The sequence below is a fragment of the Streptomyces sp. Root1304 genome (assembly GCF_001426405.1).
Taxonomy (GTDB): Bacteria; Actinomycetota; Actinomycetes; order Streptomycetales; family Streptomycetaceae; genus Streptomyces.
The window spans coordinates 74,635-89,398 of record NZ_LMEP01000022.1; the positions used below are offsets into that span (position 1 = coordinate 74,635).

A 14,764-nucleotide genomic window follows, 5' to 3' on the forward strand; every position below is an offset into this window, starting at 1 on the left:
GGTGCCGTCGCGGATTGGGGTGTTCCTAGCGGGCGAGGTTCCCCTCCTGGCCGGCGGTCCTCGTACCGGTCGTGGCCGGGTCCGGGTCCTTGTCGGGGCCTTCGTGGACGAGTCGGCCGGGCCACCAGACCGTCGGGCCGATGTCGCGGACCAGAGCGGGTACCAGGAGCGACCGCACCACGATCGTGTCGAGGAGGACGCCGAAGGCGACGATGAAGGCGATCTGGGCCAGGAAGGCGAGCGGGATGACGATGAGGGCCGCGAAGGTCGCGGCGAGGACCACTCCCGCCGACGTGATCACCCCGCCGGTGGCGATGAGCCCGCGCAGCATGCCCTGCCGGGTGCCCAGCCGCAGGGTCTCCTCGCGGACGCGGGACATGAGGAAGATGTTGTAGTCGACTCCGAGGGCCACGAGGAAGACGAATCCGTACAGGGGGACGGAGGCGTCCGTTCCGGAGAATCCGAAGCCGTGCTCGAAGACCAGTCCCGCGATGCCGAGCGTCGCCAGGTAGTTCAGGCCGACGGTGGCGACCAGGAGGACGGGCAGGAGCAGGGACCGGAGGAGGACGATCAGGATGACGAGGATGATGGCCAGGACGACGGGAATGATCAGGTTCTTGTCGTGTTCCGCGGTGCGCTGTGTGTCGAACTGCTGCGCCGTGTAGCCGCCCACCAGGGTGTTCGCTTCGGCGGCGTGCACGCGTTCGCGCAGGTTCTGGACGGTCCGCTTGGCGGCGTCGCTGTCGGGGGCGTCGGCCAGCGTGGCGTCGAGGCGGACCCTGCCGTCGACGACCAGGGGCTGCCCGCCGGGGGTGCCGGTGGTCACCCGCACGTCGGCGACTCCGGGTGTGGCGGCCGCCGCTTCGCGCACCGCGGCCTGCGATCCGGCTTCGGTGATGATGACCGCGGGCTGGCCGGAGCCGCCGGGGAAGTGCCGGCCCAGTGTCTGCTGAGCGGCGACGGACGGGGCGTCGTTGACGAACAGTTCGTCCAGGGGAACGCCCTTGGACTGGAGGGCGGGGAAGAACGCCGCACCGGCGAGCAGGAAGCCCGTGGTGATGATCCACAGCTGTCGGGGGCGGGCGTCGACCCGGTGGGCGACGCGCCGCCAGATGCCGTGGCCGCCCGTCTCGGCGTCGGCCGACTTCGGCTTCGCCGGCCAGAAGGCGGCCCTGCCCGTCAGGGCGAGGACGGCGGGGAGGAACGTGAGCGTCGTGAGCACGGCGCAGACGATGCCGATCGCGCCGACCGGCCCGAGGGCCCTGTTGTTCGTGAGGTCGCTGAGGAGGAGGGCCAGGAGGCCGAGCGCGACGGTCGCGGCGCTGGCGGTGATGGCACCGAAGGATCCTCGGGTGGCGGCCCGGGCGGCGGTGAAGCGGTCATGGCCGGCGGCGGTCTCCTCGCGGAAGCGGGCGGTGAGGAGGAGCGCGTAGTCGGTGGCCGCGCCGATCACCAGGATGGACAGAATGCCCTGGACCTGGCCGTCGACGCGGACGATGTCGTGGTCGGCGAGGACGTACACGATCGCGCCGGCGACCCCGAGGGCGAAGACCGCGCTGATGATGATCAGGAAGGGGAGCAGGACGCTGCGGTAGACGAGCAGCAGGATGAGCAGGACGGCGGCCAGCGCCACGCCGAGCAGAAGTCCGTCGATTCCCGCGAACGCCTCGCCCAGATCCCCTTGGGTCGCCGCGGGCCCGGCGAGCTGGGCCCGCGTGCCCGGCACGCCGGCCGCCGCGCGCTCGACCTCGTCCAGCACCTCGCCGAGCCGGTCCCCGAGGCCGGGTGAGAGGGGTACGACGCCCTGCAGGGCCTTTCCGTCCTCGGAGCGGAATGCGGGCGACGGCGCCCCGTCGACCCCTTCGGTGTTCGCCAGCGCACGCAGCGCGGCGGTGGCCGCCTTCTGCTGGGCTTCCGAGACGTCGGCGTCCCCGTCGGCGGTCCATACGACGACGACGGGGAGGGTCTCCTGTTGGTGGAAGGCCTTCTGCTGGGCGATCACCCGGGTGGATTCGGCGTTCTGCGGCAGGAAGGCCGCCTGGTCGTTCGTGGAGACCTCGCCGAGCTTGCCCGCGTAGGAGCCGAAGGCTCCTCCCAGGCCGAGCCAGACAACCACGAGTACGAGGGGGACCAGCCATCGGACGGGTCCGCGCGCGCTGTTCATCGACTCCCTAACGGGGCAGGCCAATAGAGGTATCTCAAGGAGAGAGTATCTCAATGATCGAGCAATATTATGATTGACGTATGCAGTCACCCTCACCGGACGCCACCGACGGGCCCAGCGACCTGTTCGCGTACGCCGTCCTGCTCCGCACGCTCAACCGTGAGCTGAACCGGAGCACGCTGGACTTCGCCCACCGGAGCGGCCTCCACGCGACGGACATCCACGCGCTGTCCGTGATCATGGATTCCGCCGCCGACTCGGACGAGCCCGCGACTCCCACGCGACTCAAGGAAGAGCTGCGCCTGACGTCCGGGGCCGTCACGGCATGCCTCGACCGGCTGGAACGCTCAGGGCACATCAGCCGTGTACGCGACAGCGCGGACCGCAGAGTCGTCCACCTCGTCTACAACGCCGAGGCCCGCGAACTGGCCCGCGACTACTTCAGCCCCCTGGCGCGCGCCACCGAGAGCGCGCGCAGCGGCTTCACGCCCGCGGAGCTCGCGACGATCGCCTCCTTCCTTCGCACGCTCAACACCGAACTGGCCGCCGCGCACGAGGGGTGGGCCCCGGCTACTTGAGAAGCCGGGAAAGCCTTCTGTCGGCGAGGATCTTCCCGTCGGTCTGGCAGGTGGGGCAGTACTGGAGCGAGGAGTCGCTGAAGGAGACCTCGCGGATGGTGTCCCCGCAGACCGGGCAGGGTTCGCCGGTGCGGCCGTGGACGCGGAGGCCGCTCTTCTTCTCCGCCTTGAGCCTGCCCGCGGCGAGGCCGTGGGAGCGTTCGACGGCCTCGTGGAGGGTCGTGCGCATCGCCGTGTAGAGGGCGGCCGTCTCCTCCGGGGTGAGGTTCGCGGTCGGTTTGAAGGGGGAGGTCTTCGCGGCGTGCAGGATCTCGTCGCTGTACGCGTTGCCGATCCCGGCGATGAGGCTCTGGTCGCGCAGGGCGCCCTTGATCCGGCGGCGTTCACCGGCGAGCAGGGCGGCGAAGTCCTCGGGCCCGAAGTCCTCGGCGAGCGGGTCGGGGCCGAGGCGGGCGACACCCGGCACCTCCCGCGGGTCACGGACCACGTACACGGCGAGGCGTTTGGTGGTCCCCGCCTCGGTGAGGTCGAAGCCGTCGCCGCCGGTGAGCGCGGTGCGCAGGGCCAGCGGGCCCTTGCCGGGCTTGGGCGGCCCCGAGGGCAGCGGGTCCTGCCAGCGGAGCCAGCCCGCGCGGGCGAGGTGGACGAGGAGGTGGAGTTCGCCGGCGGGTCCCGCGGTGACGAGGTCGAGGAACTTCCCGTGCCGCCCGACGGCGGTGACCTGGGCGCCCTCGACGGCGCTCAGGGGCGGGTCGTACGTCTTGAGGACGCTGATCGCGACGGGCAGCACACGGGCGATCTCCTTGCCCACCAGGTGGGTGTCGAGGAACGCGCGCAGCGCTTCCACCTCGGGGAGTTCGGGCATGCCTCCACCCTGCCGCACCGGCGGCGGGGCCGCGCGCGCAGCGCGTCACGACCTAGCTCGTCGGCGGGTCGAGCAGGTCGAGTTCGGCCGTGAGGGCGGTGGCCAGGGCGTCGAGGTCGGGGACGGCCTCGCCGTCGGCGACGAGGCCGATGTGGACCTGGCCGCCGTACGGGGACATCGCGACGGCCAGGGACTGGCCCCGGGCGAGCGGGGCCATGGGGAACAGCGCGCGGAGCGGGGCCCCACCCAGGGAGAGCGCGGAGCGGGGCAGCGGGACCTGGGTGACGAGCAGGTCGAAGAGGAGCCGGGCGGCGCCGGAGGCGAGGGGCGCGCCGAAGCGGTGGGCGAGCGGGGGCAGCCGGTCGGCGAGGAGGGCGACGGCTCCGGCGCCCCGGAAGGGTCCCGCGGCCTTGTTGCGGTCCATGGCGGCACGGACGGCGGCGAGCCGGGCGGCCGGTTCGGGCTCGGTGACGGGCAGGTCGAGGAGGTAGCCGGAGAGGCTGTTGCCGGGGCCGGGCGGGGTGCCCGGGCGGCGCCGTGAGACGGGGACGAGGGCGCGCGGGTCGGCGCCGGGGAAGGGCAGCCCGCGCCCGTCGAACCAGCGGCGGAGCGCTCCGGCGACGAGGGCGAGAAGGACGTCGTTGGCGGTTCCGCCGGTGGCGCGGCGGATGCGGTGGACGCGGTCGAGGGGCAGCGTGACGGTGGCGATCCTGCGGGTGCCGCTCGACTCGGCGGCGAGGGCGGGGCGCCCGTCGAGGCGTCCGGCGCGGACGACGGAGGCGCCGACCACGGAGGCACCGACCTCGACGGCCCGGCCGAGGTCGCCGATCCGGTCGCGGGCCATGCCGAGGAGCCGTCCGGGGCCGGGGAGCCAGGAGCGCGGCGGGACCGGCCGCTGGCGGCTCGCGGGGCGGCGTCCCGCGGCGATCTCGTCGAAGATCCCGGCGCCGATGGCGACCGCCCGCATGCCGTCGGCGAGGGCGTGGTGGAGCTTGACGAGGACGGCGAAGGAGCCGTCGGGGGCGCCGCTCAGCAGGTACATCTCCCAGGGCGGCAGGCCTCGGGCGACGGGGCGTTCCATGAGTTCGGCGGCGAGCCGGGCGGCCTCGGCCGGGAAGTCGGCGCCGGGGAGGGCGACCTCGTGGACGTGGCGGCGTACGTCGAAGTCCGGGTCGGCGGCCCAGGCGGAGCCGCCGACGGGGAGCAGGACGTCGCGGACACGCATGCGGAGCCGGGGGACGGCGGCGGCGCGGCGGGCGAGCAGGCCCAGGACGTCCGCCGGCTCCTGCCCGGCGGTCGCGGGCAGCGGGCCGAAGTGGGCCAGGGCCCCGAGGTGCAGGGGGTGGGCGGGGGATTCCAGGTGCCAGAAGGCCAGGTCCAGGGGTGCCAGTAGCTCACTGCTCACGGTGTCCTCTTGTCCTGCGCTTGTCCTGCGCGGAGAGCCGGGTGAGCGAAGTCAATCGCGTACCGTCAGTTACGGTCAAGTACGATCAGTTCACACTCGGTTAACAGCTTCAGTGCTCCACGGTGAATTCGCACCACACGCACTTGCCACCGCCCCGCGACTCCACGCCCCACGCGTCGGAGAGCTGGTCGACGAGCAGCAGCCCCCGGCCCGACACTCCGGCCTCCCCAGCCTCCCGCCGCCGGGGCAGGGCGCTGGAACGGTCCTCCACCTCCACCCGGAGCCGGCGTCGGGGCCCGCCCAGCACGCGCAGGGTCACGATCGCCCCGCCGTCGGTGTGCATCAGGGCGTTGGTCATCAGCTCGTCGGCGACGAGTTCGATCTCGTCGGCGCGCTCCCCCGCGCCCCAGGCGCGTACCGCCGCCCTGATCATGTGCCGGGCCGAGCTGAGCGCCTCGGGGTCGCTCTGCGCCACGTGCTGCTGGAACCGGCCCGCCCCCTGGCTCCCGGGCGCGCCCTGGCGGCGCAGGAGGAGGATCGCGACGTCGTCCTCCCCGCCCCGGTCGGCGACCACGTCGCACAGGTGGTCGGCGAGCTCCTGGAGGTCGGCCGGTCCTCGCCTGACGAGGGCGGAGAGCCACTGGAGGCCCTCGTCGAGGTCGGAGCCCGGCTTCTCCACCAGTCCGTCGGTGTAGAGCATCAGGGTCTGGCCGGGGTCGAGTTCCAGGGTCGTCACCGGGTAGTCCAGCCGGCCGAACTCGGCAGAGAGCCCGAGCGGCAGCCCGCCCTCCACCGGAACGCGCCGGCACGAGCCGTCCGGCTCCCTGATCAGGGGGTCGACATGGCCGGCGCGGACCACCTGGACGACGCCGGTGCCGAGGTCGGCCTCCGCGTAGGTGCAGGTGGCGAAGCGTTCGGTGTCGAGTTCGTGGAGGAAGACGGAGGCGCGTGCCATCACGGTGGCGGGGGTGTGCCCCTCGGCGGCGTAGGCCCGCAGCACGATCCGCAGCTGTCCCATGACGGCCGCGGCGTGGGTGTCGTGCCCCTGGACGTCCCCGATGACGGCGCCGACCCGCCCGCCGGGCAGCGGGATGATGTCGTACCAGTCGCCGCCGATGTCCCTGCCGAGGCGGGCCGAGCGGTAGCGGACGGCGGTCTGCGCGCCGGGCACCTCGGGGATGCGGCGCGGCAGCATCGCCTGCTGGAGCCCCTCGGCCAGGTCGTGCTCCTGCTCGTACAGCATGGCGCGCTGGAGGCTCTGGGCGATGCTGCTGCCGAGGGCGACGAGCAGCGTCCGCTCGTCCTCGCTGAACCCCGTCTTGTCGCTGTAGAGCAGCCCGAGCGCGCCGATGGGCCGGGCCTGGGCGATGAGCGGCAGATAGGCGGCGGCGGTGATGCCGAGTCCGCTGATGTGCGGCCAGAGCACGGGGAAGGAGTCGGAGAAGTCCCGCGCCGAGTCGATGAACCGGGGGCGCAGGGTACGGATCACCTCGCTCATCGGGTACGGCTCGTCCACCCGGGTGAACCGGGTGCCCGGCACGAAGGCGCCGGCGGGGCCCTCGGCGACCAGATGGATCCGGCCGGCGTCGAGGAGACCCATGACGAGGCTCGCGGCGCCGAAGTGTTCGAGGGCGTGCGAGTCGTTGAGCAGGTCGATGACGTCCTGCACGGTCCGGGCGTATGCGAGGGCCGCGGTGGTGCCCTCGACGACCCCGGCGCGCTTGCGGCGCCCCTCGTCGAGGCCGAGCCGGGCGGCGGACTCGGTGAGTTCGTGCGTGGCGTCGCGGACGACGCCGACGATGCGCACCGGGCGGCCGGTGCCGTCGCGGTGGACGAGCCCCTGGGTGTGGGTCCACTGGTGGCTGCCGTCTCTGCGCCGGATGCGGAAGTAGGCGCCGTACTCCTCGCTGCCGTCCTTGAGCGCCTGGGCGACCAGGGTGTCGAGGCGGCGGCCCTCGTCGGGCAGCACCCGCGAGCCGAGGGACTCGGGCCGGTCGTCGTAGTCGGCCCGGTCCATGTCGAAGACGTCGAGCGAGGCCTCGTCCATGATCATCGTGCCGGCGACCAGGTCCCAGTCGAAGCCGCCCATGCGGAAGACGGAGCCGTGGGCGGCCAGGATTCCGGCCGCGCCGGTCACCGGCCCCGGCCGTGCGCCGTCCGGCCCCGCACCGTCCGGCCGCTCGCCCGGCTCCCCGCCCCCACTGCCCACGTTCATGGGGCCACGCTAGGCGGAGCCCCGCCCGCGCGCACCATGAAGATCCGTTTCACCCCTCGAAGGTCTCCGGCCGGTCCGGCACCGGTCCGGCCGGGAAGAGCTGGTCCGGCGGCAGCTCGCCGTCGGGGACGGTGGGCGGCATGGAGAAGGGGTCGGGGAAGGGTTCCGTACGGGGGTCGGCGTAAGGGTCGGCAGAGGGGTCCGCCGAGGGATCGTGGTTCCCGTCGGGGTTCCGGTCCGGGTTGCCGTCCGGGGTCGGCGGGGTGTCGGGGACGGGGTACGGGTCCGGGTTCGTGGGGGCCGGTTCGGTGCCGGTGCCACCGGTCCCGGAGGCGTCGGGGCTCACCGGGAGGGGGGCGGACGGCACGGGCGCGGGCGAGATCGGGGAGGCGGGGTCCGGGGACGTACGGCGGTCCGGGGCGGTGGTGTCGGGGGTGCCGGTGTCCGGCGTGGCGGGGTCGGGCGTACCGGTCCCGGCGAGGGCGCAGCTGTCGGGGTCGCAGGCCGGTTTCACGGCGGGCTCGCGGTCCTCGCGGCCATCGCTGCCGGTCCGCCGTTCGATCCAGCTGCGGTCGGTGGCGTTCACGATGACCAGGCTCGTGACGACGGTGGTCGTGGGCCGGACGACGATCACGCGGTCGGGGTCGAAATCGTCCCAGGGGTCGCCCCGGTGGACCCCGGACGGGGTCGCCGCCGGGGTGCGCAGGGGGTTGCCGCAGGCGCAGCGGACACGTGGCGAGCCGTACTGGTCGACGAGGACGGCCGTACCGGACTGCAGGACGGACTGGAAGGCGTTGGCCCGGCCCTCGCGGTAGCCGTGGTTGGTGACCCTGACGTCCGCGCGCAGGACCACCGGGGTCAGCCCGCGCAGCCAGCCGGCGACGTTGCTCTCGGGGATGCCCGCGGCCTCCGCGAAGGCGCGGGTCTTGCCCTGGTCGGCCCCGAGGAACGCGGCCTGACGTTCGACGTCGCAGCTGCCGACCGACCGGGTGCCTCCGTAGAGCCCCGGGGTGGAGCCGGTGACCTCGCGGACCTGCTCGGCGGTTTCTCTCGGATCGCGTTCGGGTGCGGGCGGCCGCACGGCGTTGCGGACGGTGGAGGCGGTGAACGGGTCGGGCCCCTGCGCCGCGAGCGGCTGGAGGAACACGTCCTCGCCACCGCCACCCGCCGCGGCGGGCTGGGCCCCGCCGCGCGAGCCCTCCCAGACGGAGGAGCAGCCGGCCAGCAGCAGGGCGGCGGCCAGAGCGGCGGCGGAGCGTGCGGCGGTACGGGTGGACACGCCGGCGAGGCTCGGGGCGGAGGCGCGCGCCGGTGCCCCGGCGCCCGTCTGTGCCCGGGCGTCGGTGGGGTTTCGCCGCGTCCGGCGGAGGGCTGAGCGCACCTGATGTCTCCCGCTTTCTCTTCCCGGGCCCGGGTCCCGGCCGGTCCTCCGGCCAGTCCTTCCGGCCGGTCCCTCATATCTGTCGCAGCACGCGGGGCACCGCAAGCGGAGGGCGGCCGACCGGGTAAGCGACCGGAAACAAGGACTTGAACGTGTTCAACAAACCCCCTAGGCTCGGAGCCGCCAAGTTGAACGCGTTCAAGTAGGGGGAGGGGCACCATGACCGCACTGTCGGTCCTCGTCGCCTCGGTGGTCACGATCGGCATGTTCTGGGTGGTCCCGACGGGGCTCGCGCTCCTGGACGGCCCCCGGCCGCCGGGCGCCGACCTGCTGCGGCGCGCCTGGCCGCTGTTCGCCGTCCCCGGCGCGGCGGCCCTGTGGCTGCCGCGCTCCGGACTCTCGACCGCACTCGCCGCGGTCTACGCCCTCGCCACCCTGGCGCTCGCCGTCCAGGCCCCGGCCAGGCTCTTCCTCACCCGCTCGCTGCGCCCTGCGGAGGCGGCCGTGCTCACCGCCCTGGTCGCGCCCTCGGTGGCCGGACTCGCCCTCGTCGCCGAACGGGCCTCGTACCCGCTGTTCGGCTTCGACCTGGACATCCTCGCGCTGACCGTCCCGCACTTCCACTTCGCCGGGTTCTCGGCCGCCCTGGTCGCCGGGCTGCTCTGCCGCCTCACCGACGGCCGCGCCGCCCGCTTCGCGGCGCTGAGCGTCCCCGCGGGGACCCTGCTCGTCCTGCTCGGCTACTTCGTCGACGACTGGGCCGAACTCGCCGGGGCGGTCGTCCTCACCGCCGGCATGACCACCGTCGCCGTCCTCACCCTGCGCGAACGCCGGGACCGGGCCACCGACCGGATCACCCGCGCACTGCTCGCCGTCTCGGCGACGGTCCTCTTCGTCACGATGCTCCTCGCGCTGAGCTGGGCCCTCGGCGAGGCGACCGGCCTTCCGCACCTCAGCCTGACCTGGACGGCGGCTACCCACGGCCTGGGCAACGCCCTCGGCTTCACCGTCTGCGCCCTCCTCGCCCACCGCCGCCTCGCCGCGGCACGCGAAGCCCCCGCCACCTCCGCCCCTGCCCCCTCCCCCACGGCCCACCCCCGAACGGAGCTCCCGGCATGACCCGCTTCCTCAGCAGCCTGTCCCGCCCCGCCCGTCCCCGCCCGTCCCTCAGCTACCGCGAGGTCGGCGCCACCCGGACCCCCGCCGAGCTCCCCGAGGGCTATCACCACCTCCGGCACAGCGCGGTCGTCGGCCACGGCCGGGCCGCCTTCGAGGCCGCCGGCGCGGCCGTCACCACCTGGCGGATGCACCGCACCTCCGGGGCGGCCGTCAGCGCCGAGGCCGACCGCGCCGCCCCCGGCGTGACCCTGGAGGTCTCGGCGGGCCTCGGCCGGCTCCGGCTCGGCGTGCCCTGCTCGGTGATCTGGACGGCGTACGAGGAGCGGCGCACCGGCTTCGCCTACGGCACCCTCACGGGCCACCCTGAGTGCGGCGAGGAGTCCTTCGTCATCGACCTCGAAGCCGACGGCACGGTCCGGTTCACGGTCACCGCGTTCAGCCGCCCCGCCGCCTGGTACACCCGGCTCGGCGGGCCCGTGATCCCGGTGCTCCAGCGCGCCTACGCCCGCCATCTCGGCCGCACTCTCCGGCGTCTCGTCAGGAGCTGATCCCGGACCGATACTGGAAGCGATGGAGTGGTTCACGGCGCCGGACCTGTGGCTGGCCCGGATCGTCTTCCAGCGGGGCCTCGCCGCGCTGTACTGCGTGGCGTTCCTGTCGGCCGCCCTCCAGTTCCGGGCGCTGATCGGCGAGCGCGGGATGCTTCCCGTACCGGAGTACGTCCGGGGGACCCGGGCGCGGCACACGCCCTCGCTGTTCCACTGGCGCTACTCCGACCGGCTGTTCGCCACGGTCTCCTGGTCGGGTGCGGCGGGGGCGCTCGCGCTGGTGGCGGGCGCCGGGGACGCGGTGCCGCTGCCGGTCTCGATGCTGCTGTGGCTGGTGCTGTGGGGGCTGTACCTGTCGATCGTGAACGTGGGCCAGACCTGGTACTCCTTCGGCTGGGAGTCGCTGCTCCTGGAGACCGGGTTCCTGGCTGTCTTCCTCGGCAACGACGACACGGGCCCGCCCGTCCTGGTGCTCTTCCTGCTGCGCTGGCTGCTCTTCCGGGTCGAGTTCGGCGCCGGGCTCATCAAGATCCGCGGCGACCGGTGCTGGCGCGACCTGACCTGCCTCTACCACCACCACGAGACGCAGCCGATGCCCGGCCCGCTGAGCTGGTTCTTCCACCACCTCCCGCGCCCGCTGCACCGGGTGGAGGCGGCCGCCAACCACGTCGTCCAGCTGTTCGTGCCGTTCCTGCTGTTCACCCCGCAGCCGGTGGCGACGGTCGCGGCCGGGCTGATGGTCGCGACACAGCTGTGGCTGGTGCTCTCGGGCAACTTCGCCTGGCTGAACTGGATCACCATCGTGCTCGCGCTGTCCGTCGTGGACGCCTCGTCCCTCACCGGCGCGCATCCACGGCCGGACCCGCCGCTCCGGTACGTGGTCGTGGTCGTCGCGCTGACCGTGTTCGTGCTGGTACGGAGCTACCGCCCGGTGCGCAATCTGCTCTCCCGCAACCAGGCGATGAACCGCTCGTACGACCCGTACCACCTGGTCAACACGTACGGGGCGTTCGGCACGGTCGGCCGGATCAGGGACGAGATCGTGATCGAGGGCACCGACGACCCGGTGCCGCACGCGGGCACGGTGTGGCGGGAGTACGGCTTCAAGGGCAAGCCCGGGGATCCGCGCCGGCTGCCCCGGCAGTTCGCCCCGTACCATCTGCGGCTCGACTGGCTGATGTGGTTCGCGGCGCTCAGCCCCGGGTACGCGCGCGCGTGGTTCGGGCCGTTCGTCGAGCGGCTGCTCGACGGCGACCGGGACACCCTGCGGCTCCTGGCCCACAACCCGTTCCCGGAGGCTCCGCCGGTCTTCGTCCGCGCCCGGCTGTACCGGTACCGCTACACGACCTGGCGCGAGCTCCGCGCGACCGGGGCCTGGTGGCACCGGACGCCCGTACGGGAGTACCTGCCGCCGACCCGGCTGCGGCAGGTAGCGCGCGGGCCCCGCTGAACGCGCCGGTGCCCCCGCGCCGCGAGCGGCCGGGGGCACCGGGGTGACGTGAGAGGACTCAGTCGATGCCGGGCAGGATGTGGGGCTCTGCGAGGTCCTCCTCGTAGCCCGCGAGCCGGATCGGGGCCGCGTGGGCCCACACTTCGAGGCTCCCCAGCTCGCCGTTCCGTCGCGGCCGTTCCTTGCGTTCGGCCGGTCTCGGTTCCTGCTTCGTCAGTTCGGGTGTCACCGCGCACTCCTTCGTGTCGCGTACCTGTAGGACATTGCCGGTCGGTCGCGGTGGCGCCGTTCGTCGGGCGGGACCGCGGCCTCGGTGAAAGGCCTGTCCCTGGAAGGCCGTGAGGACGGTGTGTCTCCTCGGTGGCCGACCGTGAACATCAGAGTAACCAAATGAGCGCGTCCGCGCTCTACCGGGCTCAAAAGTGTGACGCGATCGGGTGAAGCGAACCGAAAGAGCGCCCCACCGGACCGGTGGGGCGCTCTGGTGACGGCTCCGGGAGCCGTCGCGTGCAGGGGCCCGTCCAGGGCCCCTGCACGGGGGCTACCAGTTGGCGGGGGCGTAGTCCTTCAGGAAGCAGCCGTACAGGTCCTCGCCGTCCTCGCCGCGCACGATCGGGTCGTAGACGCGGGCCGCGCCGTCGACCAGGTCGAGCGGGGCGTGGAAACCGGCCTCGGCCAGCCGCAGCTTGTCGAAGTGCGGACGCTCGTCGGTGATCCAGCCGGTGTCGACCGAGGTCATGAGGATGCCGTCGGTCGTGAACATCTCCTCACCGCTGGTCCGCGTCACCATGTTCATGGCGGCCTTGGCGGCGTTGGTGTTCGGGTGCCCGGCGCCCTTGTAGCCGCGGCTGAAGACGCCTTCCATCGCGGAGACGTTCACGACGTACGAACGCCCGCTGGACGCCCTGCGCGCCGCCTCGGCCATCGCCGGACGCAGCTTGCTGATCAGGATGAACGGCGCCGTGTAGTTGCACAGCTGGGTCTCCAGCAGCTCCACCGGGGAGATCTGCTCGATGCTCTGCACCCAGGTGTTGGACTCGACGACGTCCGGCACGAGGCCGCCCGCGTCGATGGCGGTGCCGTCGAGGTGCCGGGCGATGCTGGCGTTGCCCGCGACCAGGGCCAGGTCGGCGACCTGCTGCGCCTCCAGGTCGCGCACGCCCGCGGGCAGCTCGGACGAGCCGACGAGCTCGCCGACCGCGCCCGAGTTGAACGCGCCGATGACGTGGTGGGCGGGCAGCTCCCCGGCGGGCAGCGGCGCGCTCTCGCCGTCGACGAGGGCGGCGTACGCCGAGGGCAGCCGGCGCACGGTCTGCGTCGCGTTGTTGATGAGGATGTCGAGCGGGCCCGCCTCGGTCATCTGGTCGGCGAGCGCCACGGCCTGGGCGGGGTCGCGCAGGTCGATGCCGACGACCTCCAGGCGGTGCATCCAGTCCCCGGAGTCCTCCATCGCCTTGAAGCGGCGGATGGCGTCCTTGGGGAAGCGGGTGGTGATGGTGGTGTGGGCGCCGTCGCGCAGCAGCCGCAGCGCGATGTACATGCCGATCTTCGCCCGGCCACCGGTGAGCAGGGCGCGCTTGCCGGTGAGGTCGGTGCGGGCCTCGCGCTTGGAGCGGTTCACGGCCGCGCAGTTCTGGCAGAGCTGGTGGTAGAAGTAGTCGACCTCGACGAACCGCGTCTTGCAGACGTAGCAGGACCGGGGGCGCTGGAGTATCCCCGCGATCCGGCCCTCCTCGGTGACGGAGCTGGGCAGGATGCCCTCGGTCTCGTCGTCGATGCGCTGCGCGGAGCCGGTGGCCGTGGCCTCGGTGACCGCCTTGTCGTTGGCGGTCTTCGCGGCCCGGCGCTCCTGGCGGCGGCGCTGCTTCACCGTCCGGTAGATGCCGGCGGTGGCGCGCCGGACGCGGATCGCGTCCGGGTGGTCGACGTCCAGCTTGTCGAGCTCGTCGAGGACGCCGAGACAGACGGCCAGGCGTTCGGGGTCGACGCCCGGCCCGTAGTCCTGGTTTTCTTCGGTCACCGTCATGGCCTTCGGGTTCCTCGTTCGCTCGTACGCCGTTCGTGGGCGGGTCGCCGTTCGCGGGCTTTCGAAAGTGCAACTTTACGGAGCGGGGGGCCGCGCCTCCAAACCCGTTCGGGGGGCGTGGTCGAAGACACAGTCGCCGCAGAGTCCGGCACCGGGGCAGCGGTAGTAGAGGCAGCAGCTGGCACGGCGCAGCCGGGGCCCTCGTACGGTGCCGGCGAGGTCGGGATGGTCCAGCAGTCCGGTCACCAGGGCGGCGGCCCGTTCGGCCACCTCCGGGCGCCCGTGGGCGCGCGACCAGCGGGTCAGTTCGCGCAGGGCGCCGGCGAGGGCGGAGCCCGCGTTCCCCCAGAGCAGGCGGGGGGAGATCCGGCCGTCGCGGCCGAGGGCCGCGTGGAGCGGCACGAGATGGGCCTCCTGGACGGCCGCGCGGAGCGCGTCCACGGTCGCCGGGCGGGTCGCGGAGCCGGACCACCACAGATCGTCGGGCGAGGACAGCGCCCCGTCCCAGTGCAGCTCGGCGGGGTCGAGGTCGGGGAAGCGGCCGTGCAGGGCGGCCGGGCCGAGCGCCGTCGACCAGAGGCGGGCCGCGAGCCCGAGGTGGGCCACCGAGGCGCCCACGCGCCGCTCGGGGGCGCCGAGGCGGGCGGCGACCCGGTCCACACGCGCGTGGAGGGGGCCGCCCTCCCCCGCGTAGAGGAGGGCGAGGGGGCGGTGCGCCCCGGCCTGCCCCGGCTCCGGCCCTGGCCCTCGCTCCGGCCCCCGCCCCCGCTCCCACTCCCGCTCCGGCCCCGGCCCCGGCGGTGTGGTCCTGAGGACGAAGAACCCGCCCACCGATCCGCTCTCGACGAGATCCATCGGCGGTCCCTCCTGTCGCTGCCGTCCGTCTCCGGCCGTGCCGGAATTTCCGCCACCGTAGCTCGCCCTCCCCCGCTCCCGAAACGGCTCGAAAATGACCCTTTGCACCCGTTCTGACCTGCGCGGGTGTACATCTCCGGGCGTACGCGGAGGCCGCG

At 73.5% G+C, this 14,764-nt stretch carries 12 protein-coding genes; 4 read left to right on the forward strand and 8 right to left on the reverse strand.

Features of this window, described 5'->3' with window-relative positions; genetic code table 11:
- Positions 1–25: 25 nt before the first annotated feature.
- A complete protein-coding gene (locus tag ASD33_RS19805; protein ID WP_056561930.1) occupies positions 26–2,164 on the reverse strand; it encodes an efflux RND transporter permease subunit in 2,139 nt (712 codons plus the stop codon).
- 80 nt (positions 2,165–2,244) lie between these two features.
- Here ASD33_RS19805 and ASD33_RS19810 point away from each other — a divergent pair, with 80 nt between their 5' ends.
- Positions 2,245–2,742, forward strand: a complete 498-nt coding sequence (locus ASD33_RS19810; RefSeq protein WP_056561932.1) for a MarR family winged helix-turn-helix transcriptional regulator — start codon at positions 2,245–2,247, stop codon at positions 2,740–2,742.
- Here ASD33_RS19810 and ASD33_RS19815 read toward each other — a convergent pair.
- From ASD33_RS19815 to ASD33_RS19830, 4 genes are all read right to left on the reverse strand, one after another.
- The gene (locus ASD33_RS19815) at positions 2,735–3,607 is read right to left on the reverse strand and encodes a DNA-formamidopyrimidine glycosylase family protein (protein WP_056561935.1); all 873 of its coding nucleotides are present in this window, start codon (positions 3,605–3,607) and stop codon (positions 2,735–2,737) included. The genes ASD33_RS19810 and ASD33_RS19815 overlap by 8 nt on opposite strands.
- Before the next feature lie 52 nt (positions 3,608–3,659).
- Positions 3,660–5,012, reverse strand: coding sequence for a wax ester/triacylglycerol synthase family O-acyltransferase (locus ASD33_RS19820; RefSeq protein WP_056561937.1), 1,353 nt, complete (start codon positions 5,010–5,012; stop codon positions 3,660–3,662).
- A gap of 109 nt (positions 5,013–5,121) precedes the next feature.
- Positions 5,122–7,101, reverse strand: a complete 1,980-nt coding sequence (locus tag ASD33_RS19825) for a SpoIIE family protein phosphatase (protein ID WP_242427158.1) — start codon at positions 7,099–7,101, stop codon at positions 5,122–5,124.
- Between the two features lie 175 nt (positions 7,102–7,276).
- A complete protein-coding gene (locus tag ASD33_RS19830) occupies positions 7,277–8,506 on the reverse strand; it encodes a DUF6777 domain-containing protein (RefSeq protein ID WP_056563068.1) in 1,230 nt (409 codons plus the stop codon).
- 330 nt (positions 8,507–8,836) lie between these two features.
- Between ASD33_RS19830 and ASD33_RS19835 the strand changes: the two genes are divergently transcribed.
- Genes ASD33_RS19835 through ASD33_RS19845 form a run of 3 tightly spaced genes read left to right on the forward strand, consistent with a single transcriptional unit; the run spans position 8,837 to position 11,725 of the window.
- Positions 8,837–9,727 carry a YndJ family protein gene (locus ASD33_RS19835; protein WP_056563071.1) on the forward strand — a complete coding sequence of 297 codons (891 nt, stop codon included), beginning with the start codon at positions 8,837–8,839 and terminating at the stop codon, positions 9,725–9,727.
- Positions 9,724–10,275 (forward strand): DUF1990 domain-containing protein, encoded by a 552-nt coding sequence (locus ASD33_RS19840; protein WP_056561940.1) that lies wholly within the window; start codon positions 9,724–9,726, stop codon positions 10,273–10,275. The genes ASD33_RS19835 and ASD33_RS19840 overlap by 4 nt, the downstream gene beginning before the upstream one ends.
- A gap of 22 nt (positions 10,276–10,297) precedes the next feature.
- On the forward strand, positions 10,298–11,725 hold the full coding sequence (locus tag ASD33_RS19845) for a lipase maturation factor family protein (protein WP_056561943.1): 1,428 nt from the start codon (positions 10,298–10,300) through the stop codon (positions 11,723–11,725).
- A 58-nt stretch (positions 11,726–11,783) separates the two neighbouring features.
- Here ASD33_RS19845 and ASD33_RS35835 read toward each other — a convergent pair whose 3' ends face one another.
- From ASD33_RS35835 to ASD33_RS19855, 3 genes are all read right to left on the reverse strand, one after another.
- Positions 11,784–11,954 carry a hypothetical protein gene (locus ASD33_RS35835; protein ID WP_199863557.1) on the reverse strand — a complete coding sequence of 57 codons (171 nt, stop codon included), beginning with the start codon at positions 11,952–11,954 and terminating at the stop codon, positions 11,784–11,786.
- 312 nt (positions 11,955–12,266) lie between these two features.
- The gene (locus ASD33_RS19850; protein WP_056561944.1) at positions 12,267–13,751 is read right to left on the reverse strand and encodes an SDR family NAD(P)-dependent oxidoreductase; all 1,485 of its coding nucleotides are present in this window, start codon (positions 13,749–13,751) and stop codon (positions 12,267–12,269) included.
- Positions 13,752–13,826: 75 nt separating this feature from the next.
- Positions 13,827–14,606, reverse strand: coding sequence for a (2Fe-2S)-binding protein (locus ASD33_RS19855; RefSeq protein WP_056561945.1), 780 nt, complete (start codon positions 14,604–14,606; stop codon positions 13,827–13,829).
- Between the last annotated feature and the right edge of the window lie 158 nt (positions 14,607–14,764).